This window comes from Streptomyces sp. NPDC002676, from assembly GCF_053592455.1.
This window is the reverse complement of record NZ_JBSFVT010000001.1, coordinates 939,131-963,967: the sequence shown is the minus strand read 5'-3', so window position 1 is coordinate 963,967 and position 24,837 is coordinate 939,131. Positions and strand designations below refer to the sequence as shown.

At 71.0% G+C, this 24,837-nt stretch carries 21 protein-coding genes; 11 read left to right on the top strand and 10 right to left on the bottom strand.

The window, feature by feature from the left end; genetic code table 11:
• The first annotated feature begins 17 nt into the window (after positions 1 to 17).
• The gene (locus ACWD3E_RS04575; protein WP_451386048.1) at positions 18 to 1,052 is read left to right on the top strand and encodes a LacI family DNA-binding transcriptional regulator; all 1,035 of its coding nucleotides are present in this window, start codon (positions 18 to 20) and stop codon (positions 1,050 to 1,052) included.
• A 68-nt stretch (positions 1,053 to 1,120) separates the two neighbouring features.
• Positions 1,121 to 1,999 (top strand): phosphatase PAP2 family protein, encoded by an 879-nt coding sequence (locus tag ACWD3E_RS04570; protein WP_451386047.1) that lies wholly within the window; start codon positions 1,121 to 1,123, stop codon positions 1,997 to 1,999.
• On the opposite strand, the gene ACWD3E_RS04565 is transcribed toward ACWD3E_RS04570, so the two are convergent.
• On the bottom strand, positions 1,981 to 4,995 hold the full coding sequence (locus ACWD3E_RS04565) for a bifunctional [glutamine synthetase] adenylyltransferase/[glutamine synthetase]-adenylyl-L-tyrosine phosphorylase (RefSeq protein WP_451386046.1): 3,015 nt from the start codon (positions 4,993 to 4,995) through the stop codon (positions 1,981 to 1,983). The genes ACWD3E_RS04570 and ACWD3E_RS04565 overlap by 19 nt on opposite strands.
• 264 nt (positions 4,996 to 5,259) lie before the next feature.
• On the opposite strand from ACWD3E_RS04565, the gene ACWD3E_RS04560 reads away from it, so the two are divergent.
• The 3 genes from ACWD3E_RS04560 to ACWD3E_RS04550 are packed head-to-tail and all read left to right on the top strand — an operon-like array spanning position 5,260 to position 8,460.
• Positions 5,260 to 6,147, top strand: a complete 888-nt coding sequence (locus ACWD3E_RS04560; RefSeq protein ID WP_451386045.1) for an alkaline phosphatase family protein — start codon at positions 5,260 to 5,262, stop codon at positions 6,145 to 6,147.
• A gap of 1 nt (position 6,148) precedes the next feature.
• Positions 6,149 to 7,426, top strand: a complete 1,278-nt coding sequence (locus ACWD3E_RS04555; protein ID WP_451386044.1) for an MFS transporter — start codon at positions 6,149 to 6,151, stop codon at positions 7,424 to 7,426.
• Positions 7,423 to 8,460: a TolB family protein gene (locus ACWD3E_RS04550; RefSeq protein WP_451386043.1), complete on the top strand. Its 1,038-nt coding sequence runs from the start codon at positions 7,423 to 7,425 to the stop codon at positions 8,458 to 8,460. Before ACWD3E_RS04555 ends, ACWD3E_RS04550 begins: the two co-directional genes overlap by 4 nt.
• 3 nt (positions 8,461 to 8,463) lie before the next feature.
• Here the strand turns inward: ACWD3E_RS04550 and ACWD3E_RS04545 are convergent, their stop codons facing one another.
• Positions 8,464 to 9,147, bottom strand: coding sequence for a DUF899 family protein (locus ACWD3E_RS04545; RefSeq protein ID WP_451386042.1), 684 nt, complete (start codon positions 9,145 to 9,147; stop codon positions 8,464 to 8,466).
• Between the two features lie 165 nt (positions 9,148 to 9,312).
• Here ACWD3E_RS04545 and ACWD3E_RS04540 point away from each other — a divergent pair, with 165 nt between their 5' ends.
• Entirely contained in the window at positions 9,313 to 9,972 is a 660-nt protein-coding gene (locus ACWD3E_RS04540) for an NADPH-dependent FMN reductase (protein ID WP_451386041.1), read from the top strand.
• Between the two features lie 10 nt (positions 9,973 to 9,982).
• On the opposite strand, the gene ACWD3E_RS04535 is transcribed toward ACWD3E_RS04540, so the two are convergent.
• Both ACWD3E_RS04535 and glnA read right to left on the bottom strand, forming a co-directional pair.
• Positions 9,983 to 11,092, bottom strand: coding sequence for a PP2C family protein-serine/threonine phosphatase (locus tag ACWD3E_RS04535; protein ID WP_451386040.1), 1,110 nt, complete (start codon positions 11,090 to 11,092; stop codon positions 9,983 to 9,985).
• A gap of 177 nt (positions 11,093 to 11,269) precedes the next feature.
• Positions 11,270 to 12,631: a type I glutamate--ammonia ligase gene (gene glnA, locus ACWD3E_RS04530; RefSeq protein WP_451386039.1), complete on the bottom strand. Its 1,362-nt coding sequence runs from the start codon at positions 12,629 to 12,631 to the stop codon at positions 11,270 to 11,272.
• Positions 12,632 to 13,011: 380 nt separating this feature from the next.
• Here glnA and ACWD3E_RS04525 point away from each other — a divergent pair, with 380 nt between their 5' ends.
• Positions 13,012 to 14,196, top strand: coding sequence for a globin domain-containing protein (locus ACWD3E_RS04525; protein ID WP_451386038.1), 1,185 nt, complete (start codon positions 13,012 to 13,014; stop codon positions 14,194 to 14,196).
• Here the strand turns inward: ACWD3E_RS04525 and ACWD3E_RS04520 are convergent.
• Entirely contained in the window at positions 14,193 to 14,639 is a 447-nt protein-coding gene (locus ACWD3E_RS04520) for an RrF2 family transcriptional regulator (RefSeq protein WP_451386037.1), read from the bottom strand. The genes ACWD3E_RS04525 and ACWD3E_RS04520 overlap by 4 nt on opposite strands.
• A 141-nt stretch (positions 14,640 to 14,780) precedes the next feature.
• Between ACWD3E_RS04520 and ACWD3E_RS04515 the strand changes: the two genes are divergently transcribed.
• The 3 genes from ACWD3E_RS04515 (at position 14,781) to ACWD3E_RS04505 (ending at position 18,208) form a co-directional block, all read left to right on the top strand.
• A complete protein-coding gene (locus ACWD3E_RS04515) occupies positions 14,781 to 15,431 on the top strand; it encodes a DUF3105 domain-containing protein (RefSeq protein ID WP_451386036.1) in 651 nt (216 codons plus the stop codon).
• Positions 15,431 to 16,054: a DUF305 domain-containing protein gene (locus tag ACWD3E_RS04510; protein WP_451386035.1), complete on the top strand. Its 624-nt coding sequence runs from the start codon at positions 15,431 to 15,433 to the stop codon at positions 16,052 to 16,054. Before ACWD3E_RS04515 ends, ACWD3E_RS04510 begins: the two co-directional genes overlap by 1 nt.
• Positions 16,055 to 16,264: 210 nt before the next feature.
• The gene (locus ACWD3E_RS04505; protein WP_451386034.1) at positions 16,265 to 18,208 is read left to right on the top strand and encodes a S53 family peptidase; all 1,944 of its coding nucleotides are present in this window, start codon (positions 16,265 to 16,267) and stop codon (positions 18,206 to 18,208) included.
• 264 nt (positions 18,209 to 18,472) lie between these two features.
• On the opposite strand, the gene ACWD3E_RS04500 is transcribed toward ACWD3E_RS04505, so the two are convergent.
• Positions 18,473 to 18,877, bottom strand: coding sequence for a cupin domain-containing protein (locus ACWD3E_RS04500; protein WP_451386033.1), 405 nt, complete (start codon positions 18,875 to 18,877; stop codon positions 18,473 to 18,475).
• The gene (locus ACWD3E_RS04495) at positions 18,874 to 20,322 is read right to left on the bottom strand and encodes an MFS transporter (RefSeq protein WP_451386032.1); all 1,449 of its coding nucleotides are present in this window, start codon (positions 20,320 to 20,322) and stop codon (positions 18,874 to 18,876) included. Before ACWD3E_RS04495 ends, ACWD3E_RS04500 begins: the two co-directional genes overlap by 4 nt.
• A gap of 56 nt (positions 20,323 to 20,378) precedes the next feature.
• Between ACWD3E_RS04495 and ACWD3E_RS04490 the strand changes: the two genes are divergently transcribed.
• Positions 20,379 to 21,044, top strand: coding sequence for a TetR/AcrR family transcriptional regulator (locus ACWD3E_RS04490; RefSeq protein WP_451386031.1), 666 nt, complete (start codon positions 20,379 to 20,381; stop codon positions 21,042 to 21,044).
• Positions 21,045 to 21,601: 557 nt separating this feature from the next.
• Here ACWD3E_RS04490 and ACWD3E_RS04485 read toward each other — a convergent pair.
• The 3 genes from ACWD3E_RS04485 to ACWD3E_RS04475 form a co-directional block, all read right to left on the bottom strand.
• Positions 21,602 to 22,822, bottom strand: coding sequence for an MFS transporter (locus ACWD3E_RS04485; RefSeq protein ID WP_451386030.1), 1,221 nt, complete (start codon positions 22,820 to 22,822; stop codon positions 21,602 to 21,604).
• 102 nt (positions 22,823 to 22,924) lie between these two features.
• Positions 22,925 to 23,974 (bottom strand): endonuclease/exonuclease/phosphatase family protein, encoded by a 1,050-nt coding sequence (locus tag ACWD3E_RS04480; RefSeq protein ID WP_451386029.1) that lies wholly within the window; start codon positions 23,972 to 23,974, stop codon positions 22,925 to 22,927.
• A 211-nt stretch (positions 23,975 to 24,185) separates the two neighbouring features.
• Positions 24,186 to 24,815, bottom strand: a complete 630-nt coding sequence (locus ACWD3E_RS04475) for a TetR/AcrR family transcriptional regulator (RefSeq protein ID WP_451386028.1) — start codon at positions 24,813 to 24,815, stop codon at positions 24,186 to 24,188.
• Positions 24,816 to 24,837 lie beyond the last annotated feature (22 nt).

The window sequence follows — 24,837 nt, the reverse complement described above, 5'->3', positions numbered from 1 at the left end:
CGGTACAGTCCAATCCTGTGACCACACGGCTAGCCGACATCGCTGCTCAGGCGGGGGTCAGCGAGGCGACCGTCAGCCGCGTCCTGAACGGCAAGGCGGGCGTCGCCGCGACCACCCGTCAGTCCGTGCTGGCCGCGCTGGACGTCCTGGGCTACGAGCGGCCCGTCCGGCTGCGGCAGCGCAGCGAGGGCCTGGTCGGCCTGATCACCCCGGAGCTGGAGAACCCGATCTTCCCGGCGCTGGCCCAGGTCATCGGGCAGGCGCTGACCCGCCAGGGCTACACCCCGGTGCTCGCCACGCAGACCCCCGGCGGGTCGACGGAGGACGAGCTGACCGAGATGCTGGTGGACCGCGGGGTCGCTGGGATCATCTACGTCTCCGGGCTGCACGCGGACACCACCGCCGACATGCAGCGCTACGAGCGGCTGCGCGCGCAGGGTGTGCCGTTCGTGCTGGTGGACGGGTTCTCGCCGAAGGTGCAGGCGCCGTTCATCTCCCCCGACGACCGGGCCGCGATGACGCTGGCGGTGACGCATCTGGTGTCGCTGGGCCACACCCGGATCGGGCTGGCGCTCGGGCCGAAGCGGTTCGTGCCGGTGCAGCGCAAGATAGAGGGCTTCGTCCGCGCGATGCAGGACCAGTTGGGTCTGGACGCTCACACCGTCGAGACGGAGCTGGTGCAGCACTCGCTGTACACCCTTGAGGGTGGTCAGGCGGCGGCGACCGCGCTGATCGACCGGGACTGCACCGCGGTGGTGTGCGCCAGCGACATGATGGCGCTCGGCGCGATACGCGCGGCCCGGCAGCTGGGGCTGGAGGTGCCCCGGGACGTGTCCGTGGTGGGCTTCGACGACTCCACGCTCATAGCCTTCACCGACCCGCCGCTGACCACGGTGCGCAAGCCGGTCCCGGCGATGGGGCAGGCGGCGGTGCGCACGTTGCTGGAGGAGATCGGCGGGACGCCCGCGCCGCACAGTGAATTCGTGTTCATGCCGGAGCTGGTGGTGCGTGGTTCGACCGCTTCGGCGCCGAATGTCCTCCGTACGTCGTAGGAGTCGCGGCACGTACCCAACCTTGGGATGATCGGCCGGAGAAGTCTTTTCTGGCAGACTCTGTGCCTATGAGTGACTCGACGGTGACAGATCCGGACGGTCGCGAGGATGTGACCGCTCCGCGGTCCGTCACGGATGAGTACGGGCATGGGCTCGGGCAGAGGTTGCGGGGCCGGCTGCGCACGCCGCGGCGGCCCCGGCTGTGGTTCGAGATCCTGCTGATCGCGGTGAGTTACTGGACGTACTCACTGATCCGCAACGCGGTCCCGGAACAGCGGGGCGAGGCGCTGCGCAACGCCGACTGGATCTGGCGCCAGGAGCACCATCTGGGCATCGCCGTCGAGGAGTCGGTCAATCACGCCGTGAACTCGGCGACTTGGCTGATCATCGGCATGAACTACTACTACGCCACCCTGCACTTCGTGATCACGCTGGGTGTGCTGGTGTGGCTGTACCGGTGGCATCCCGGCCGGTACGCGGCGGCCCGGCTGGTGCTGTTCGCGACCACCGGTGTGGCCCTGGTCGGTTACTACCTGTTCCCACTCGCTCCCCCTCGGTTGATGCACGGCGGCGACTTCGTGGACACGGTCATGGCGCACCACACCTGGGGCTCGATGGCCTCCGGCGATCTGAAGGACATGTCGAACCAGTACGCGGCGATGCCGTCGATGCACATCGGCTGGTCGCTGTGGTGCGGGCTGACGATCTTCGCGCTGGCCTCGGTGCCGTGGGTGCGGGTGCTGGGGCTGCTGTATCCGCTGACCACCCTGACGGTGATCGTTGCCACGGCCAACCACTTCTGGCTGGACGCGGTGGGGGGTGTGCTGTGCCTGGGCTTCGGGTTCTCGGTGGCGCGGGTGTGGTTCGGCGCGCTGCCTCATAACCTGCCCCGGCTGGTACCGGTGCCCGCAGCCGAGCCCGAGCCTGCTCAGGCCGTGTCGCCGTAGAACAGTTCCGCCACCACCGCGCGCGCCCTGCGGGTCGTACGGCGGTACGCGTCCAGCATGTCCCCGGCGTGCCCGGCGCCGTAGCCCAGGTAGCGGCCGACGGCGGACAGCTCGCGGGGCGCGGTGGGGAAGGTGTCCCCGGCCCGGCCGCGGACCAGCATCACGGCGTTGCGCACCCGGCCGGCCAGCACCCAGGCCTCGTCCAGTACGGCCGCGTCCTCCGTGGAGATCAGCCCGGCCTCGTGGGCGGCGGCCAGGGCCTCGCGGGTGCGGGTGGTGCGCAGGCCCGGCTCGTGCCAGCCGTGCCGCAGCTGGAGCAGCTGGACGGTCCACTCGACGTCGGACAGGCCGCCGGGGCCGAGCTTGGTGTGCAGCTTGGGGTCGGTGCCGCGCGGCAGCCGCTCGGACTCCATGCGGGCCTTCAGCCGGCGGATCTCGCGGGCGGCGTCGTCGCCGAGCCCCTGGACCGGGTAGCGCAGCGGGTCGATCAGCTCGATGAACCGGCGGCCCAGGTCCTCGTCCCCGGCGACCGGCTCGGCGCGCAGCAGCGCCTGTGACTCCCAGACGAGGGACCAGCGGCGGTAGTACGCCTCGTACGACTTCAGGGTGCGCACCAGCGGGCCCGACTTGCCCTCCGGGCGCAGGTCGGCGTCGATGAGCAGCGGCGGGTCGGCGCTGGGCAGTTGCAGCAGGCGGCGCATCTCGGCGACGACCTTGTTGGCCGCGGCGGCGGCCTCCTGCTCGTCGACGCCCTCGCGCGGCTCGTGCACGAACAGCACGTCGGCGTCGGAGCCGTAGCCCAGCTCGTGTCCGCCGAAGCGGCCCATCCCTATGACCGCGAAACGGGTGGGCAGCGTGTCGCCCCAGCCGTCCCGGACCACCGCGCGCAGGGTGCCCGCGAGGGTGGCGGCGGTGAGGTCGGAGACGGCGGCGCCGACCCGGTCCATCAGGGCGCCCTGGTCGGCCTCGGCGGCGCTGGCCTCGGTGCCGTAGGAGCGGACGATGTCGGCGGCGGCGGTGCGGAACAGCTCGCGCCGGCGCACGCCACGGGCCGCGGTGACGCCCTGCTCGGCGTTCTCGGCGCGGCCCACCGCGGCGAGGATCTCCTGCTCCAGCTGGGCGCGGTCGCGCGGCTCCAGGCCGCCGCCGCCCGGGCCCGCGCCGTCGGACTCGCCGAGCAGCGCCACCGCCTCGGGGGCGCGCATGAGCAGGTCGGGGGCGAGCCGGCCGGCCGACAGGACGCGGGCGAGGTTCTCCGCCGCCGCGCCCTCGTCCCTGAGCAGACGCAGGTACCAGGGGGTCTTGCCGAGGGCGTCGGAGACCTTGCGGAAGTTGAGCAGGCCCGCGTCGGGGTCGGCGGAGTCGGCGAACCAGCCGAGCAGGACGGGCAGCAGGGTGCGCTGGATGGCCGCCTTGCGGGTCACGCCGGAGGCGAGCGCCTCGAGGTGGCGCAGCGCTGCGGCGGGGTCGTGGTACCCGAGGGCGACGAGGCGTTCGCGCGCCGCCTCTGCGCTCAGCCGGGCCTCGCCGGGGGCGAGTTGGGCGACCGCATCGAGCAGCGGGCGGTAGAAGAGCTTCTCGTGCAGGCGGCGGACGACGGTCGTGTGCCGCCGCCACTCGCGGTTCAGCTCGGCCACCGGGTCGGCGCGCAGGCCCAGGGAGCGGCCGAGGCGGCGCAGGTCCGGCTCGGCCACCGGGACGAGGTGGGTGCGGCGCAGCCGGTAGAGCTGGATGTGGTGCTCCATGGAGCGCAGGAAGCGGTAGGCGTCGTCCAGCTGGAGGGCGTCGGCGCGGCCCACGTAGCCGCCGGCGGCGAGGGCCTGGAGGGCGTCGAGGGTGGTGCCGCTGCGCAGGGACTGGTCGGCGCGGCCGTGCACCAGCTGGAGGAGCTGCACGGCGAACTCGACGTCCCTGAGGCCGCCGGGGCCGAGCTTGAGCTCGCGCTCGATCTCCGCGGCGGGGATGTTCTCCACGACCCTGCGGCGCATCTTCTGGACGTCGGCGACGAAGTTCTCGCGCTCCGCCGCCTTCCAGACGAGGGGTTCGAGCGCGTCGATGTAGGCCCGGCCGAGGTCCGCGTCGCCGGCCACCGGGCGGGCCTTGAGCAGGGCCTGGAACTCCCAGGTCTTGGCCCAGCGTTGGTAGTAGGCGAGGTGGCTGCTGAGGGTGCGGACGAGGGGGCCGTTGCGGCCCTCGGGGCGGAGGTTGGCGTCGACCGGCCAGATCGAGCCCTCGACCGTCGTCTCGGAGCAGATCCGCATCATGTGCGAGGCCAGTCTGGTCGCGGAGCGCAGGGCCTTGGCCTCGTCGCAGCCCTCGGCCGCCTCTCCTACGAAGATCACGTCGACGTCGGAGACGTAGTTCAGCTCGTGTCCGCCGCACTTGCCCATCGCGATCACCGCGAGGCGGCAGACGGCGGCGTCCTCGGGGGCGTCGGCCTCGGCGAGTGTCAGGGCCGCGCGGAGGGTGGCCGTGGCGAGGTCGGCGAGTTCCGCGGCCGTCTCGGCCACGTCCGTGGTGCCGCAGACGTCCCGGGCGGCTATGGAGAGCAGGCAGCGGCGGTAGGCCACGCGCAGGGAGACGGGGTCGGTGGCCTCGGCCAGGCCGCGCTCGAACTCCTCCACGCCGGGGTGGAGGTCGCGGGGCTCGTACGTGACCAGGGCCTCCCAGTCGCGTGGGTGGCGGGCGAGGTGGTCGGCCAGGGCGGCGGAGGCGCCGAGGACGCCGAGGAGGCGGTCGCGCAGCGGCTTGGCCGCGATGAGGGTGTCCAGCAGTTCGCGGTGGGCCGTGGGGGTGGGCTGGGCCTCCAGGAGGCGGACCAGTCCGTGCAGGGCCAGGTCGGGGTCGGGGGTGGCGCCCAGGGCTTCCAGGAGGACCGGGTCGTTGCGGACGGGGGTCAGCTCGGGGCCGTCGAGGAGGCGTTCGGCGGCGGACGGGTCGGTGAAGCCGTGCCGCAGCAGACGCGTGAAGGTACTGCTCCTGCGCCCCGGCGTCATCCGCGGCCTCCCCTCGGATCAAGGTCGTCCTGGGCCGAGCCTAACCGGAATGGGCGGGGGTGGCGCTGGGGTGAGAGGGGGTTCACGTGGCTCGTTGCCTGCGGGTGAGTCGTCCCCTGCTCGCCGTACGCGACCGGAATCCGACCAGCCGGTAGTTCATCTGCTCTTCATCCGTCCGGTTGAGCCGCTTGACCCCCGGGCATGTTGGCGTGTGCATGCTCAGTCCGCACCACCAGCCCCCTCTCCCCTCACCCGGAGGTTGATGTGTCCGGCAGTTCCGTGTACCGCCGCGCCCGTACGGTCGTGGCCTCCGCAGCGGCCTTCGCCGCCGCCGCGGTCGGTCTGTGGACCGGCATCGGCAGCGAGTCCGCGCACGCCGCGGGCGCCGTGCCCAGCCCGGACCACGTCGTCGTCGTGGTCCTCGAGAACCACGCCTACAGCCAGATCATCGGCTCTTCCAGCGCCCCGTACATCAACTCGCTCAAGTCCGGCGGCGGTCTCCTCACGCAGTCCTACGGCATCACCCACCCCAGCCAGCCCAACTACCTCCAGCTGTTCTCCGGCTCCAACCAGGGCGTCACGGACGACAGCTGCTACACCCCCGGCTTCTCCTCCGCCGCGAACCTGGCCTCCGAGCAGCTCGCCGGGGGCCGGACCTGGGCCAGCTACAACGAGACCCTGCCCAGCCAGGGCTCGACCGTGTGCAGCAGCGGCAACTACGCCCGCAAGCACAACCCCTGGTTCGCCTTCAGCAACGTGCCGACGTCGAGCGCCAAGACGTTCACCCAGTTCCCGACCGACTACACGACGCTGCCCCAGATGTCGTTCGTGGTCCCCAACCTGTGCAGCGACATGCACGACTGCTCGGTGTCCACCGGTGACACCTGGCTGAAGAACAACCTCGGCGCCTACGCCACATGGGCCAAGACCCACAACAGCCTCCTGGTCGTCACCTTCGACGAGGACAACCGGCTCAGCGGCAACCGGATCGCGACCGTGTTCTACGGCCAGCCGGTGACCGCCGGGTCCAGCACCGCGACCACCTACAACCACTACGACGTGCTGCGCACCCTGGAGGACACCCAGGGTCTGACCACGCACGCGGGCAACGCGGCCACCGCCAAGGACATCACCGGCATCTGGGCGCCGTGACGTGTACGTAGCGGACAGTCGCGCGAGCACGCCGGCGTCCGCGGACGGCGCCGCCCGGCCCCTCGCCGGGCGGCGCCGTGCCGCGCTCGCCCCGACGGTGCTCGCCCTCGGAACGGTCAGCCTGGTCACCGACGTCTCGTCCGAGATGGTCACCGCGGTGCTGCCGCTGTACCTGGTGACCAGCCTCGGATTGTCCCCGCTGGGCTTCGGTCTCCTTGACGGTGTCTACAACGGGTTCTCGGCGCTGGTCCGGCTGGTGGGCGGACATCTGGCGGACCGGGGCGGCGGGCGGCACAAGTGGGTGGCCGGGTTCGGTTACGGGATCTCGGCCGTGTGCAAGCCGTTGCTGCTCGTCGCGCACTCGCTCACGCCCATCGGCCTCATTCTGGCCGCAGACCGCACCGGGAAGGGGCTGCGTACCGCCCCGCGAGATGCCCTCATCTCGCTGTCCAGTGCGCCGGAGGAGCGCGGGCGCGCATTCGGGGTGCACCGGGCCATGGACACGGCCGGGGCGCTGCTCGGGCCGTTGGTGGCCTTCCTGATCCTGCGGGCCACCGTGGACGGCTACGACGCCGTCTTCACGGTCAGCTTCTGCGTCGCGGTGCTGGGAGTGCTGGTCCTGGTGCTCTTCGTGCCGGGTGGGGCCAGGGGGAAGCAGGAGACACCGGCCGAGCGTCCCACCCTGCGGGCCGCCGTGGGGCTGCTCCGGCAGCGCGATCTGCGGCGGATCACCGTGTGCGCGTTGCTGCTGGGCCTCGCCACGGTCAGCGACTCGTTCGTGTACCTGCTGCTGCAGCGCCGGCTCGGGGTCCCGGACCGCTGGTTCGCTCTGCTGCCGCTCGGCACGGCCGCCGCGTTCCTGCTGCTCGCGGTGCCGCTCGGGCGGCTCGCGGACCGGGTGGGCCGGTGGACGGTGTTCCTGGCCGGTCATGGCGCGCTGCTGCTGGCGTACGCGCTGCTGCTCACCTCCTGGCACGGGAGCGGTCTGCCCTACGTCGTGCTCGCCCTGCACGGCGGCTTCTACGCGGCCACCGACGGCGTGCTGATGGCGGCGGCCTCGGCGAGCGTGCCGCAGGCACTGCGCTCCTCCGGGCTGGCGCTCGTACAGACCGGGCAGGCGATGACCCGGTTCGCCTGCTCGCTGCTGTTCGGCGCGGCCTGGACGGCGTGGGGCGACCGTACGGCGCTGGCCGGGGCAGCGGTGGCGCTGGCGGCGTGTGCCGCGTACTCCCTCACCCTGCGACCGCGAAACGAACGGGAAGGCACCTCGACCGCATGACCGTACGCACCCGCATCCTCGTCCTGCTCTCGGCCGTCGTCGCCCTGGCGGCGGTCGGGGTGGCGTCCGTGCTGCACGCCTCGGCGCGGGCGGACCGCCGCAACCACACCCAGGCGGGCGGCCCGCAGATCACCCCCGGCACGGTGACCCTGACAGAGCACGGGCGGATGGTCTTCCGGAACATGGCGTGGGGGCCCCATCGCGACGAACTGGTGTCGGTCCCGGCGAACGACCCGGCCGGTCCGCGCACCGCCTCCGGGGTCAAGTGCCTGCGGTTCTACGCCGCTTCGGGCACCGGAGTCTGCCTTCAGGCGGTGCACGGGCCGGTCTCCGACACCTACCGTGCACTGATCCTGGACGCCCACCTGAAGGAGCGCGACCGCTACGACGTGCCCGGCATCCCCTCCCGCGCCCGGGTCTCCCCCACCGGGCACTACGCCGCGTGGACGGCGTTCGTGGGCGGTGACTCCTACGCCGGTACGAACTTCTCCACGCGCGCCGCGATCGTGGACACCCGCACAGGCGAGCTGATCTCGTCCCTGGAGGCCTTCCGGATCATCAAGGACGGGCACTCGTACCGGTCTGCGGACGCGAACTTCTGGGGGGTGACGTTCGCGCCGGACGACCGCACCTTCTACGCCACGATGGCGACCAAGGGGAAGACGTACCTGATCCGCGGGGATCTGCGCGCCCGTACGGTCACCACCGTGCACACCAACGTCGAGTGTCCTTCGCTGTCGCCCGACGGCACCCGCATCGCGTTCAAGAAGCGCGTCAAGGGCCTGTCCAAGGATGCTCCCTGGCGTCTTTACGTGCTCGATCTGCGGACGATGAGGCAGACCCCGCTCGCGGTGTCCCGCAGCGTGGACGACCAGGCCGTGTGGGAGGACGACCGGACGATCGTCTACGCCCTGCCCGGGGACTTCGGCGCCGATCTGTACCAGGTTCCGGCGGACGGGTCGGGGCAGCCGCGGCGGATCACCCGCTCGGCCGTGTCCCCGGCCTTCCTCGGGGACACGGGGGCGGTGTCCTGACCGTCAGTAGTCCAGGCCGGCGTACCAGTCGCCGCGCCCGCCCGGGGTCAGGTCCAGGAGGTGCCAGACGGGGTTGAGCAGGTCGATGCCGCGCTGGTCGATGTCCTCGGCCATGCGCGGGTGTGCGGAGTAGAAGTGGCGGACCGTGCCGTCGGCGTCCCGGGTGAAGACCGAGACGGTGGAGTCCTGTGCGCCGTCCTTGTCCTCGCTGCCGAGGTCGTACTTGAAGGTGCTGTCACCGCAGCTGAGCAACCGGAGCCGGGACCAGCCCCGGTTGCGGGCGTGCCGGCGCAGGGTGGGCGGGTCGGCCGCGGCGGCGACGGCGAAGTCGGCGTTCTGCGCGATGTGGTGGGCGACGCCGTTGAAGCCGTCGATCCACAGGGTGCACATCGGGCAGGGGTTGGTCTGCAGCTTGCCGTACATGAAGTGGTAGACGATCAGCGGCCGGTCCGGCGCGGTGAACAGCTCGCTCAGGGCGACCTCGCGGACGGGGGTGTCGCCCAAGTCGAGGGCGGCCGGGCCTTCGAGGAAGCGGTAGTCGTCGACGGCGGGGCCCAGGGGCAGCGACCGGCGCAGGGCCGCGACGTTCTCCCGGTGCCGCATGAGCTCGATCTCGGCGAGCCGGAGTTCCTCGCGGGCGACGAGCTGCTCCTCGGTCTCACCGGGCAGTCGGGTCTGCCGCAACATCACGTCCTCCTGGGTGGAAAGCCTCCTCCGCTTCCACGGTGTGCCTGCGAGCGAGCGGGCGCCACCGCGCGGCCCCGCTGTCGGTCGCGCGTCGGCCCCCTCGGAACCACACTGGTCGTCGGGGCGCCTCGCCAAAGGCGCGGCCCACGACACAAGGACGGACCCATGCCCACAGACACGCATCCCGGCCCCCTGCGATTCCTGGTCTTCGGTGCGGCGCTGCGGGCCGATTCGGCCAACGCCCGCCTCGCCTCCCTCGTGGCCCGGCTCATCTCCGACACCGGTGCCACCGTCGACCTCGCCCACATGCGCGACTTCGACATGCCCTTGTACGACGGCGACAGGGAGGCCGACGAAGGGCTGCCGCCCGGCGCCCTCGCCCTGCGCGACCGGCTCGAGCAGAGCCACGCCTTCGTCATTTCCTCGCCGGAGTACAACGCCTCCGTGCCGGGAGTACTGAAGAACGCGATCGACTGGGTCTCCCGTGTCCGGCCGCAGCCGTTCAAGACCAAGCACGCGATGCTCGTGTCCGCCTCGCCGTCCCTGGTCGGCGGCAACCGCGGGCTGTGGGCCCTGAGGATTCCCCTGGAACACCTGGGCACCCGCGTCTACCCGGACATGTTCAGCGTGGCCGACAGCTACCAGGCCTTCACGGAGGACGGAGCACTGGCCGACCCCGGGCTGCAGCAACGTCTCACCGAGACCGTGACGGGCTTCCTCAGCCTCGTCGAGGCGGACGTGCGCTACGTCTGTCTGGAACGCCGGTGGTACGAGTTCCTGGGAGACCGCACCGAGGCAGCCATCACCCAACGGGCCGAGGCGTAGCGGGCCGGGTTCACAGGCGCACGATGACCAGGGCGGTGTCGTCGGTGGCGCCACCGGGTGGGAGCAGGTCGTCGAGCACGGCGTCGGCGAGGGCTTCGGGGTCCTCCGCCCGGTGGCGGGCCAGGGAGTCGGCGAGCCGGGCGAGGCCGGTGTCGATGTCTTCGCGGCGGCGTTCGATCAGGCCGTCGGTGTAGAGCACGAGAACGGCGCCCTCGCCGAAGGCCGCGACACCCTGGATCCGGGAGGCGTGTTGAGGGCAGGCGGCCAGTGGCGGGTCGGTGGCCCGGTCCAGGAACTCGACGGACCCGTCCCTCTGCAGGAGCCCGGGTGGGGGGTGGCCGGCGCTGCTGTAGGTGATGGTGCGGGTCTCCCAGTCGATGAATGCGGTGGCCACGGTGGTGTTCTCGGCGCCGTCGACGGTGCGCGCGTACAGCCCGAGGGCTTCCAGCGCGCGGGCGGGGCCTTCGGCGACGAGGGAGGCGGCGGTGAGGGCGCTGCGCAGTTGTCCCATGACGCCGGCGGCGGGCAGGCCGTGGCCGACGACGTCGCCGACGGCGACGGCGATGCGACCACCGGGCAGGTCGACCAGGTCGTACCAGTCGCCGGCCACGTTCAGCGCTTCGGCGGCGGGCCGGTAGCGTACGGCCGCCGGATGCCGACCGACCGGGCGCGGAGCGGGCAGCATGGCTTCCTGCAGGGTCAGCGCGACTTCACGGGCGCGGATGAGGTCGGTGACGTCCTCCACCCGGTGCAGCAGCAGCGTCACCCGCCCATCAGGTCCGAATACGGGAACGTTGGTCAGGTTGAAATACCGCTCGTGCCACACCCCGGGCTGGTCGGGGTCCTCCATGTCGTAGCGCTGCAGCGCCACGATGCTGCGCTCACCGGTGCCCGCCGTCCGGCGCAGTGACGCCAGAACTCTGAGCAGGAGAGGCTCGGCGGGGGCCTTGTCGGGATGGTCCTCGGGCAGGAAGTGACCGACCACTTGCTCGCGGGGGAGGCCCCGCAGGCGCAGGAACGCCGGGTTGGCGTCGGCGTAGATCAGCTCCGGGGTCACCAGCGCCACCGCCCCGGGAAGGGCCTGGAACACCGCCGCGTAGTCGACCGCCGGTACCTTCATGACTTCCCTGCCTTGCTACAGCAGCTGCGCCTCCTTTCACGATACGAGCGGGGAGTCACAGCTCGCCCCATGAGCGCCGGACCACATCCGGCACAGGTGCAGGACACCTTGGGGCCGGCGGTCCGTGACCGCCGGCCCCAAGAGGTCGTTTCGCCGAAAACCGGCCCTGACCTGCGCCTACAGCACCGGAAGGTTCTTGCGCAGCTCGAACGCCGTGACCTCCGAGCGGTACTCCTCCCACTCCTGGCGCTTGTTGCGCAGGAAGAAGTCGAAGACGTGCTCGCCGAGGGTGTCTGCGACCAGGTCGCTGCGCTCCATGAGGGAGAGGGCCTCGCCCAGGTTCTGCGGGAGGGGCTCGATGCCCATCGCGCGGCGCTCGGCGTTGGAGAGGGCCCAGACGTCGTCCTCGGCGCCCGGCGGCAGCTCGTAGCCCTCCTCGACACCCTTCAGGCCGGCGGCGAGGAGGACGGCGTAGGCCAGGTACGGGTTGGCGCCCGAGTCGAGGGAGCGGACCTCGATGCGCGCGGAGCCGGTCTTGCCGGGCTTGTACATCGGGACGCGGACGAGGGCCGAACGGTTGTTGTGGCCCCAGCAGATGTACGACGGGGCCTCGCCGCCGGCGCCGGCGGTGCGCTCGGCGCCGCCCCAGATGCGCTTGTAGGAGTTCACCCACTGGTTGGTGACCGCGGAGGTCTCCGCCGCGTGCTTGAGCAGGCCCGCGATGAAGGAGCGGCCGACCTTGGAGAGCTGGTACTCGGAGCCGGACTCGTAGAACGCGTTCCGGTCGCCCTCGAAGAGGGAGAGGTGCGTGTGCATGCCGCTGCCGGGGTGCTCGGAGAACGGCTTCGGCATGAAGGTGGCGTGGACGCCCTGCTCCAGCGCGACCTGCTTCATGACCAGGCGGAACGTCATGATGTTGTCGGCGGTGGAGAGCGCGTCGGCGTAGCGCAGGTCGATCTCCTGCTGGCCGGGGGCGCCCTCGTGGTGGGAGAACTCGACCGAGATGCCCATCGACTCCAGCATGGTGATCGCCTGGCGGCGGAAGTCCATGCCGACGTTGGTCGGGGTGTGGTCGAAGTAGCCCGAGTTGTCGGCCGGGGTGGGGCGGGAGCCGTCGAGGGGGCGGTCCTTCAGCAGGAAGAACTCGATCTCCGGGTGGGTGTAGAAGGTGAAGCCCAGGTCGGAGGTGCGGGCGAGGGCGCGCTTGAGTACGTAGCGCGGGTCGGCGAAGGACGGGGAGCCGTCGGGCATGAGGATGTCGCAGAACATGCGGGCGGTGCCGGGGGCCTCGGCACGCCAGGGCAGGATCTGGAAGGTGGAGGGGTCCGGCTTGGCGATCATGTCGGACTCGTAGACGCGGGCGAAGCCCTCGATGGCGGAGCCGTCGAAGCCGATGCCCTCGTCGAAGGCCTGCTCCAGCTCGGCGGGGGCCACGGCGACCGACTTGAGGAAGCCCAGCACGTCCGTGAACCACAGGCGTACGAACCGGATGTCGCGCTCCTCCAAGGTCCGGAGCACGAACTCCTGCTGCTTGTCCATCTTCCGCTTCCCCATCCTTGCTGGTCAGGCCGCCTGTCCGCCGTAGCACGGGAGGCGGTCGGGCACCTGAGCATCCCACCACAACACCATTTCATGCGCGTTGCAGACCTTGATCGCACGAGCGTCTTCGGGCTGAACGCCTGTCGTCCGGCAGGTGTACTGCTCTGTCGCCCATCTTGCCTGCTCGGACCGGTATCCGTAATGGCCGATCCGGCTTCCGCGATGGCCGGTCCGGTTTCCGCGCAAGGGCCGACCGGCCCAACCGCCGCGTGAGGGACCCCACCTCGATTTAAGTTGCATCTCAGATGCAACTTTATTAATTTGCATCGCAGATGCAAGTTTTCATCCCGTCCTGATCAGCCCAGATCAGAGGAGTCCCGATGCTGACCGAGCCGTCCGCCGCCACCGTTCGCGCCACCCTGCCCGCCGTCGCCGGAGCCATCGGCGAGATCACCGAGCGCTTCTACGCCCGCCTCTTCGCCGCCCACCCCGAGCTGCTGCGGAACCTGTTCAACCGGGGCAACCAGGCCTCCGGCGCCCAGAAGCAGGCCCTCGCCGGCTCCATCGCCGCCTTCGCCGTGCATCTGCTGGACCACCCGGACCAGCGGCCCGACGCCCTGCTGAGCCGCATCGCGCACAAGCACGCCTCCCTGGGCGTCAGGCCCGAGCAGTACGAGGTCGTCCACGAGCACCTCTTCGCCGCCATCGCCGAGATCCTCGGCGAGGCCGTCACGCCCGAGGTGGCGGCGGCCTGGGACGAGGTCTACTGGCTGATGGCGAACGCGCTCATCGCGATCGAGCGGCGGCTGTACGAGGAGAGCGGCGGGCCCGAATGGCGTAAGTGGGAGGTCGTGACGCGGGTCGCCGAGACCGCGGACGTCGCCACCTTCCGGCTGCGGCCGGTGGACGGGGGTCCGGTGGCCGGCTTCCGCGCCGGGCAGTACGTCTCCGTCAGCGTCGCCCTTCCGGACGGCGCCCGGCAGATACGCCAGTACAGCCTCTCCGGGGCCCCGGGCGAGACGGTCCGGCAGATCAGCGTCAAGCGCGTGCACGACGGTGCGGCGCCCGACGGCGAGGTCTCCAACCACCTCCACGCGCACGTGCGCGAGGGCGACGTCGTCGAACTCTCCGAGCCGTACGGCGACCTCGTGCTCGGCGACACCGGCGACCGTCCCCTGCTGCTCGCCTCCGCGGGCATCGGCGTGACCCCGATGGTGGCGATGCTCGCCGCGCTCGCGGCCGACGGCCACCGCGCCCCGGTCACCGTCGTGCACGGCGACCGCTCCCCCGCCGACCACGCCCTGCGCACCGACCACGTGGCGTACGCCGGGAAGCTGCCCGAGGCCTCCGTGCACCTCTTCTACGAGCGCGACGCCGAGCCCGGCGCCCGTACCGGACTGGTCGACCTGGCCGGCATCGACGTACCGGCGGGCACGCGCGCGTACCTGTGCGGCCCGCTGCCCTTCATGCGCGCGGTCCGCGCCCAGCTGATCGAGCAGGGCGTGGCCCCGGCCGACATCCACTACGAGGTGTTCGGCCCGGACCTGTGGCTGGCCCAGGACTAACCGCCGGCCGGCGGCCTGCTGGAGATGCCCAGGAGCAGCGGGCCCGTCGGCTCGGCGACGATCTCCTCGATCGTCACCGGGTCCAGCGTGGCGAAGAACGCCTCCTGGGCCCGGCGGAGCGCGCCCCTCAGACGGCAGCCGGTGTTCAGGGGGCAGGGGTGCTCACCCTCGCACTCGACCACCTCGCCGTCGCCCTCGAAGGTGCGCACGACCTTGCCGACGGACACCACACGGCCCCGCTCGGTGAGGCTCAGGCCGCCGCCCCGGCCCCGGCGGGCGTCGACCAGGCCCAGGTGCTGGAGCTCGGCGACGACCTTCGCGGCGTGCGTGTAGGGCACGCCCACGTCCTGCGCCACCTGGCGGGTCGTGGGCATGGTGTCGCCGGCCGTGGCAAGGCGCATGAGGAAGCGCAGGGCCAGATCGGTGGAGCGGAGCAGCCGCATACCGCGAGGGTAGGTAATGGGCATCCGGGGTTCAAATTTATCCGGTGGATATCCTGCCCTTGCCTACGGTGGGACTCGCCTGGCGCATTACGATCGGTGCGCCCCACCGTCCACGCCCCTTTCCCCCAGAAGGAAACTCTCATGGGTTCCGCCAAGAACAAGAGCAGCGCGGCGCGCAAGGCGCGAATAGAGGAGATGCGGCGCGCCGAGCGCGCCCGCGAGCGCCGCGGCCGGGCGCTCACCATCGGCGCGTCCGTGGTGATCGTCGCCGGTCTGGTGGTCGGCGGCGTGGTCCTCGTGAACTCGCAGTCCGACGACAGCAAGAACGAAGCCTCCGGGCACTGGGTCACCGCCGCGGACGGCGTGAAGACCTGGTCCGGCAAGCTGGGCCGGACGCACGTCACGGGCAAGGTGTCGTACCCGATGCACCCGCCGGTCGGCGGCAACCACAACCCGGTCTGGCTGAACTGCAACGGCGACGTCTACACCAAGCCGGTGCAGGACGAGAACGCGGTGCACGCCCTGGAGCACGGCGCGGTCTGGGTGACGTACACCAGCAAGGCGAACAAGGCCGACGTCGACGCGCTCGCCGCCAAGGTCAAGAAGACGCCGTACTCGCTGATGAGCCCGTACGAGAACCAGGCCGCCCCGCTGACCCTGTCGGCCTGGGGCCACCAGGTGAACGTGAAGAGCGCGAGCGACCCCGAGGTGAACAAGTTCTTCGCCACCTACGTGCAGGGCAAGCAGACACCCGAGCCGGGCGCCTCCTGCACCGGCGGAGCCATGAAGTGATGCGGCGGCACGTCGGCTGGATCGCGGGAGCCGCGGCGGCAGTGCTCGTCGCGGCCGGCGCGGTCACCTACTCGCTCGCCGAGGGCGGCGGCGGAGAGGACACGCCGGGTGCGGAGTCGGCCGACGCCGGGTTCGCACGGGACATGGCCGTGCACCATCAGCAGGCCGTGGAGATGTCGTACATCATCCGCGACCGCACGACCGACGCGGATGTGCGACGCCTCGCCTACGACATCGCGCAGACGCAGTCCAACCAGCGCGGGATGATGCTGGGCTGGCTGGATCTGTGGGGGCTGCCGAAGGTGTCCGCCGAGCCGCCGATGACCTGGATGGGCATGGGCGACATGGCCGACGGCAAGGACGGCGCGCTGATGCCGGGCATGGCGACCAACACCGACCTGAAGAAGCTCCAGTCGCTGAAGGGCAAGCAGGCGGAGATCCTCTACCTCCAGCTGATGACGAACCATCACAAGGGCGGCATCCACATGGCCGAGGGGTGTGTCGTCAAGTGCAAGGTCGGCGTGGAGAAGCGGCTCGCGCAGGGCATGGTCGACGCGCAGCAGTCGGAACTCCAGGTGATGGCCGGCATGCTCAAGGAACGGGGCGCACAACCCCGTTCGTAACACCGCCGTAAGGATAAAAGGCTCAAATCGCCCCGGTTGACGATTACTTGAGCTTCTCTTGACTTTCACGTTCCCCTGACATGAACGGTTCATCGACAGAGTGGCCACCATCGTGTGATCCATTCGCCGGCCGACGCCGCCGCGGGCCGGTGCCCGGAACCACGACGTACCGACCACTACATGCATGCGAACCGCATCGCAGGGGGTTCTATGAGATCCAACCGCGCCAAGGTGCGCGCCAGCGTGAGCATGGCAGCGACACTGCCCATGATCGCCGGCGCGCTGGCGCTGGGTATACCCGCGGCGCACGCCGCGGACAGCCCGGCCCGTAACGCGCTGGCGGGCACCAAGCCCACGTGGGCCACCGCCACGGCGGACAAGGGCGCCGCAGCCGACAACGCCCAGGTCCACGCCCGGGTCTACCTGGCCGGGCGGGACGCGGCCGGACTCGCCGCCTACGCCAAGGCCGTGTCCGACCCCAGCTCTCCGCTGTACGGCAAGTACCTGAACGCCAAGAAGACGCAGGCCCGCTTCGGGGCCACCAAGGCCCAGGTGGCCGCCGTCAAGTCCTGGCTGAAGTCGGCCGGACTGACCGTCACCGGCGTCACCGCGCACTACGTCTCCGTCTCCGGTGACGTGGCCGCGGCCGAGAAGGCCTTCGGCACCCAGCTGCACAACTACGCCAAGGGCTCGAAGGTTTACCGCGCCCCGGCGAAGACCGCCTCCGTCCCGGCCGGCCTGAAGGGCGCCGTCCTGACCGTCACCGGTCTGGACACCGCCCCGCACAAGTCGACCCACGACGACCAGCTGCCGCCGCCGGACGCCGTGTTCAAGAACTCCGGGCCGTTCTCCTCGTACTACGGCTCGAACATCGCGAGCACGCTGCCGGACGCGTACGGCCAGAAGATCCCGTACGCCATCAAGGGCTACACCGGCAAGCAGCTGCGCGCCGCCTACGGCGCGGGCACCTACACCGGCAAGAACGTGCGCATCGCCATCACGGACGCGTACGCCTCGCCGACCATCGCCTTCGACGCGGGCACCTACGCGATGAAGAACGGTGACGCGGCCTGGAAGACCGGTCAGCTGCACCAGTCGCTGCCGAAGAACTACACCAAGACCAAGGAGTGCGGCGCGGCCGGCTGGTACGGCGAGGAGACCCTCGACGTCGAAGCCGTGCACGCGGTCGCGCCGGCCGCCGACGTCACCTACGTCGGTGCGGCGTCCTGCTACGACGACGACCTGCTCGACTCGCTCAGCAAGGTCGTCGACAACCACCTGGCCGACATCGTCTCCAACTCCTGGGGCGACGTCGAGGGCAACCAGACGCCGGACCTGGCCGCCGCGTACGACCAGGTCTTCCAGCTGGGCGCGGTGCAGGGCATCGGCTTCTACTTCTCCTCCGGTGACGACGGCGACCAGGTCGCCAACACCGGTACGAAGCAGGTCGACACCCCGGCCAACTCCGCCTGGGTGACCGCGGTCGGCGGTACCTCGCTGGCTGTCGGCAAGGACAACACGTACCAGTGGGAGACCGGCTGGGGCACCGAGAAGGCGGTCCTCTCTGCCGACGGCAAGAGCTGGACCAACTTCCCCGGCGCGTTCAACTCGGGCGCGGGCGGCGGCACCAGCAAGACCGTGGCGCAGCCGTACTACCAGAAGGGCGTCGTCCCGGACTCGCTCGCCAAGGCCAACAGCGCCGACGGCAACCGTGTCGTCCCGGACATCGCGGCCATCGCCGACCCGAACACCGGCTTCCTGGTGGGTCAGACCCAGACCTTCCCGGACGGCACCGAGCAGTACAGCGAGTACCGCATCGGCGGCACCTCGCTGGCCGCGCCGGTGATCGCGGCGGTCCAGGCCCTGGCTCAGGAGGCGAAGGGCGGCAAGGCCCTCGGCTTCGCCAACCCGTCCATCTACGCCAAGTACGGCAAGAAGGGCGTCTTCCACGACGTCACGGACAACCCGACAGGCTCCGACCTGGCGGTCGCCCGCATCGACTTCGTGAACCGCTACGACGCCACCGGCGGCCTCGCGACCTCGGTCCGCAGCCTCGGCAAGGACAGCTCGCTGAAGGCCGTGAAGGGCTACGACGACGTGACCGGCGTGGGTACGCCTGCGGGTGGGTACGTGCAGTCGTTCCGCCGCCACTGAGTTTCGGTGACGCGCTGATCCGCTGAAGCGGAGGGGGCGTGGGGTCCTGGTGACCTCACGCCCCTTTGCGTTACGCCGACTTGAGCGAGGCCGCCCGCTCCTTGACCAGTGTCGTACTTCCGCGAGGCGAGTAAAGGCGCGTGACCTGCAGGCATTCCCCCTTGCTCTCCTGGGAGGAATTCACCAATCACAGCCCGTCGCGGCCCAACACTCCCCATCACGGTTGTGGTGGCCCGGCAGCGCATCTGCCGGGCCATATTCCGCTCAGCGAGTGCCGGTGCGCTTTTCGAGGCGGGTGCCGTGGCGAAGGGTGATCGACATGAGGTTGCTGGGGGCGTCCAGCTCCAGGCGGTGCCAGCGACCGCGGGGGACGATCACGGCGGTGCCTGCCTGCAACTGCACCATGTGCTCGGCTCCGTCGGGCCTGGCGGGGCGGAAGTAGAGGCGGATTCCGCCGCTCAGGCAACACACCGCCTCCTCGGCCTCCGGGTGCATCTCCCAGTGGTCGGCGTGAACGTCGGCGTCGGTCTCCACGTGGAACGTCGCCATCTGCCAGGCGCCCAAGTCGCCGCTCGCCATCCGCCGTTCGGCAGCTTGGACGCCGCCGTCGGGGTGGAGGTGCAGCGCCGAGGTGAACAGGTCGACGGGTGAGATGGGTGTCGTCGTCATGACGGAGTTCCTTCCAGTCGGTTCTCTGCCGGGGTGGCGGGCTGCGGCGCAGGTGTCTCGGTCCGGCGGCGGGGCAGCACGCCGATCGCCACGACCGTCGCGATCACGAAGAGGGTGGCGGCGATGGCCAGGCCCAGGGCGTAGCCGTCGTTGAGCGCGGCAGGGTTGGTGGCCGTGCCGGTGCGGTGTGCGGCGATGGTGGCCAGCACGGCCAGGCCGATGCAGCCGCCGAGTTGGCGGGAGCTGTTGAAAAGGCCGGAGGCCATGCCGGCCTCGTGGGAGGCGACGCCGGTGGTCGCGGCGGCGGCGACCGGGGCCAGGACCAGTCCGACGCCGACGCCGGTGATGACGCAGGGGCCGAGCACGTCGGTGAGGAAGCCGCCGCTGGGGCTGATGAAGGCAAACCAGGCCAGGCCCGCAGCGGCCAGCAGAGCGCCGGGTACCAGGGCAGCTCGAGGGGTGCGTGCCGTGGTGACGCGGGTCGCGATGATGGTGCCCGTGACCAGGCTCGCGGAGAACGGCAGGAACGCGGCGCCGGTCGCTGCGGCCCCCATGCCCAGGACCTGCTGCATGTACAGGGACACGAAGTAAAACGCCGTGAACTGCCCGGCCGCGGCCAAGAACACCAGCACGTTGGCGCCGGCGACCCAGCGACTGCGCAGCAGGCCGAGGCGCAACAGCGGTGCGGGAGCCCGGGATTCGGCGACGACGAAGGCGGCCAGGAGCGCGGCCGCAGCGGCGAGGGTCGCCAGGGTGGCCAGGGATCCCCATCCTCGGGTGTCGGTGCGGACGACGCCGAACACCAGCAGCCCGACTCCGCCGGTCGCCAGGACGGCGCCGAGCACGTCCAGCCTCTCGCGCCGGTCGGGCTGCGCTCCGGCGGGCACGCCTGCGAGAACCAGCGCGAGGGCCGCTGCCACGATGGGCAGGTTGACCAGCATCACCCAGCGCCACCCCGCGTACTCGGTCAGCAGACCACCTGCCAGTACCCCCAGCGCTCCCCCTGCGGCGTTCACCGCGCTCCACACCCCGAGGGCCCGGACACGCTGAGGGCCCTCAGGGAAGGTGGTGGTGAGCATCCCCAGCGCGGCTGGGGCGGCTGCGGCAGCACCGAGCCCCTGACCGGCTCGGGCGGCGATCAGTTGCCAGGGTGCCTGGGCCAGCCCCCCCGCCAGCGAGCACAGCCCGAAGACGGCCAGTCCCACCACGAACAGCCGACGGTGGCCGTACAGGTCACAAGCGCGGCCCCCCAGTAACAGGAGTCCGCCGAATGCGAGCGCGTAGACGTGCACGATCCACGACAGGTCGAGCGGCGCGAATCCCAACGCGGTGCGGATCGCGGGCAGTGCGACGTTGACCACCGACATGTCCAGGGCGAAGACGAACTGGGCGACGGCCGCCGCCGCCAGCACTAGTCGGGGTCGCCCCCGCGAATTTTTATACACGTAAGGAAAGTAGCCCAGGAGATCACCGCTGTCGACACCTGGGGGATGATGAGGGCATGCCGCACCCGTCCGCACCGCGCAAATCCCTTGGCCGGCCTCCCCGTATCTCCCGCGAGGAGGTCATCGCTACGGCCCGCCGGATCGTGGACGCGGAAGGCGTGGACCGGCTGACCATGCGTCGCCTGGCCACGGAGATCGGCAGCACGCCGATGGCGCTCTACCACCACGTCCGCAACAAGGAAGAACTGCTCGTCCTGCTGCTGGACGACTACGCCGCGCGGGCGCTGCACCGACCCGAACTGCCCGCCCAGCCTCGCGAGCGGGTCGTCGTCGCCGCTGCCGCGATCCACGAGGCGCTCGCCGCCTGCGCGTGGATCGCGGAGGTGCTGACCGCGGACGACCTGATGTCCACATCCGCCTTGTGGTTCGTCGAGCAGATCATCGACGGTCTGATCGAATGCGGAGTGACCCCCGAGCGGGCCGTACACGGATACCGCGCGATCTGGTACTACACCGCCGGAGAGATCGTGGTCCGGACGGCGGCGGCCCGGCGACGAACAGACGACCGCCCCACCTACCGGGAGCGCGTCTTCGCCGATCTCGACCCGAGCGAGCTACCTCGCTTGGCGCAGGTCGCCGACCGTTGGGCACCACTGACCGCCGAGAACACCTACCTCGATGGACTCCGAGCCCTGGTGGACGGCCTCCTGGCTGCCCGCTGACGACCCTCCCCGAGAAAATGCACCTGGCGGGAAACGTCACATCCGCCTCTCCCGTCACCTGCGGGCGGCAATTGGCAGCCATGGGCCATGAGTGGTGGATCTGTTCCGCTCTTCCAACCTGCGGCACTCCCCTGACCTGCGGACTTCCACCCTGGGCCTGTGGGACAGATCCACCAATCACTCCGCACCGCCGCCCATCGCTGCCGATTGCTGCCCGGGTGGGGCGGGTGAGTCACCTGTGACGCGCGAGGTCGCCGCCCCGCCCCCCCACAGCCAACGGCACCTGAACAACCGACGGACGGACCCAACAAGCCTCGGCCCCCGCTGCTCCCCCGGCCGCTCGCTCGCTTCTTCCCCGTGCTGGAGCGGGCCGGGTCAAGGGGCGGCCGTAGGCCGATCGCCGTAGGCGACGCGGGAGTGGAGCGCAGCGGAACGGGAGCGCCCTTGACGCGGCCCGCGGAAGCACGACACTGGCCAAGAAGCGAGTGGCCCAACGGCAACCGACCCGGCACCGGCCCGCCCTCACCCCCTGGGTCAGCCGCCCCTCACCCCCTGGGTCAGCCGTGCAGCGCCCCCTGCTGCTCAGGTACGTGCGCCGCAACCACCCGTTCCCGCCCTGCCGTCGGAGTCTCCCGGCGCCGGTCCACCGTGTACGCCACGCCCGCCACGCCCAGGCCGAGGACAGCGAGGGCCGCGCCCGCCGGAGCCGGGGACGTAACCCCGAAGCCCGCAGCCAGCGCCAGGCCGCCGATCCAGGCGCCGCCGGCGTTGGCCAGGTTGAAGGCCGCCTGGTTGGCGGAGGACGCCAGGGACGGGGCCGCCGACGCCTTCTCCATGACCATCAGTTGCAGCGGGGAGCCGGTGACGAACGCCGCCATACCCAGCAGGGTCACCGCAACGGCCGCGCTCCACTCGGCGCGCATGAGGAGGGGGAAGAGCAGGAGTACCGCCGCCAGCGCGGCCAGGCCGCCGAAGAGGGTGCCGCGCAGGGAGTGGTCCGCCAGACGGCCGCCCAGGAGGTTGCCCGCCGTCGCGCCCACGCCGAACAGGGCCAGGAGCAGGGTCACGCTGCCCTCGGCGTAGCCCGCCGCCTGCGTCAGCATCGGCGTGACGTAGCTGTACGCCGCGAAGAGCGCGCCGAAGCCCGCCACCGTGGTACCCAGCGCCAGCCACACCGGCACCGATCGCAGCGCTGCCAGTTCGCCGCGCAGGCCCGTCGCGGGGGCCGCGATCCGGTCCCGCGGGATCAGGAGGGCCAGCGACGCTATCGCCGCTGTGCCGATCGCGCTGACGCCGAGGAACGTCACCCGCCAGCCCAGGTGCTGGCCCATGAGGGTCGCCACCGGCACGCCCGCGATGTTGGCGACGGTCAGGCCGAGGAACATCAGGGACACCGAGCGGGCCTTGCGCTCCGGCGGGACCATCGCCGTAGCGACGACGGCGCCGACGCCGAAGAAGGCCCCGTGCGGCAGGCCGCTGAGGAAGCGGGCGGCCAGGAGCGAGTCGTAGCCGGGGGCGAGTGCCGAGAAGGCGTTGCCCACCACGAACAGGCCCATCAGGCCCATCAGGACCGCGCGGCGGGACATCCGCGCGGTCAGGGCGGCCAGCAGCGGGGCGCCGATCACCACGCCCAGGGCGTACGCCGAGACCAGGTGCCCGGCGGTGGGGATCGAGATGTGCAGGTTGTCCGCGACGTCGGGCAGCAGGCCCATCATCACGAACTCGGTCGTGCCGATACCGAAAGCGCCGACGGCCAGTGCGAGCAGGGCCAGGGGCATGAAGGGCCTGTGCCTTTCAAACGAGAAGCGGGAGAGCGGAGTTCCGCACCCTATTATGTTCAGGTACGGAACAAAGACTCTCAGGCCCAGTATTCCGGCTGGTTACGAGGAAGTGTCCAGCTTCACTCGGGCCGCCACCGGGAGGTGGTCGCTGCCCGTCCGGGCCAGGGTCCAGGAGCTCTCCGGCTCGACGCCCTTGACCATGATCTGGTCGATCCGGGCCATCGGGAACGACGCCGGCCAGCTGAACCCGAAGCCGCTGCCCGCCGCGCCCTGCGTGGAGCGCAGCTGCGAGGTGACGGCCTTCAGCGCGCGGTCGTTCATCGTGCCGTTGAGGTCGCCCATCAGGACCACCCGCTTCAGCGGCTCGTCGGCGATGGCCTCGCCCAGCGCGTCCGCGCTCTTGTCGCGCTGGCGGGCGGTGAACCCGGCCTCCATCTTCACGCGCACCGAGGGGAGATGGGCGACGTAGACCGCGATCGGACCCTTCGGGGTCGTCACGGTCGCGCGCATCGCGCGCTTCCAGCCGAGCTTGATGTCGACGGCCTCGACGCCGGTCATCGGGTACTTGCTCCACAGGCCGACGGTGCCGACGACCGCGTGGTACTTGTACGTCGCCGCCAGCGCCTTCTCGTACACCGGGGCGGCGGACGCGGGCACTTCCTCCAGTGCCAGCAGGTCCGCGCCGGAGCCCGCCACGTCACGGGCGGTGCCGGCCGGGTCGGGGTTCTCGGCGTTGACGTTGTGCGTGGCCACCATGAGGTCGCCGCCGGCGCCTGTCTTGTCGGTGAGCAGCCCGCCGAAGACGTTCAGCCAGACGATCGCCGGGAGGACCACGGCGATCAGCGCGGTCGCCGACCTGCGGAGCAGGCCGAGGATCACCAGCACCGGGATGAGCAGGCCCAGCCAGGGCAGGAAAGTCTCGGTGAGGGAGCCGAGGTTGCCCACGGCGTTGGGGATGTGCGCGTGCAGCAGCATCACCAGGGCGAGGAGCAGGGCGATCGCCGCGAGGACGAGGCCGCGGCGCCAGATGTTGGCCTCGCCGCGCCAGCCCACGAACAGGCGGTGCAACAGGCGCCGGATCCGGGTCCACGGTCGCTCGGGCCCCGAGCCGCCGTTGTCCGTCTCCGTCATGTACGCCTGCTGCGCCATACCGTCTGCCTCACTGCCTGCCGTGCACACCGTCGCCCCTGTGTTCTTCCGACCCTAGGGGATGTTCGGCTCCGCTCCTGCCGTCCCATGACGGCCGTACGGAAGACGAGGACGAACAGGGCGACGCCCGGAGTTCCGGTTACCGCCGTGAGCGGCGAGGACTGTGACGAAACGCGCACATTGGCGGCCGCCCCGATTCAGGCGATCGGCGCTACGCCCCGAGCGAGCTGACGGGCCGTAGGCCGGCCAGGACCGTGTCGACGATCTGCTCCGACAGACCCTCGGGCAGGTCGGCGTCGGGGCGCATGAGGGTGCGCACCAGCATGGGGCCGACGATCATGTCGTTGGCCAGGTCCAGGTCGACGTCCGTGCGCAGTTCGCCGTTGCGCCGGCCGCGTTGCAGCAGTTCGAGGCAGAGGGCGCGCCGGGGCGCGACGACCGCGGCGTGGTACGCCGTCCAGATCTTGGGGCTGGACTTCATCTGGGCGTACGCGTTGTGCAGGATCGCCGAGGAACGGCTGACCAGCCCGCGCAGCCGCAGGTGTTCCAGCACCACGACGAGGTCGTCCCGCATGGAGGTGCCGGGCAGCACCGGGTCGGGCGGTTCGGCGGCGCGCATGACGTCGACGAACAGCTCCTCCTTGCCGCTCCACCGGCGGTAGATGGTGGCCTTGCCGACCCCGGCCGTGCGCGCGACGCGCTCGATGGAGATCTCGGCGAGGGGCAGGCCCTCCTCCAGGAGCTTCATCACGCCTTCCAGGATGGCCCGTTCCACGGCCTCGCTGCGGGGGCGGCCCCGTGCGGGCCCGTCCGGGCGAGGTCGGCTGCTGACAAGGCTCACGTCGCTCCGTCCTTTCGATGTG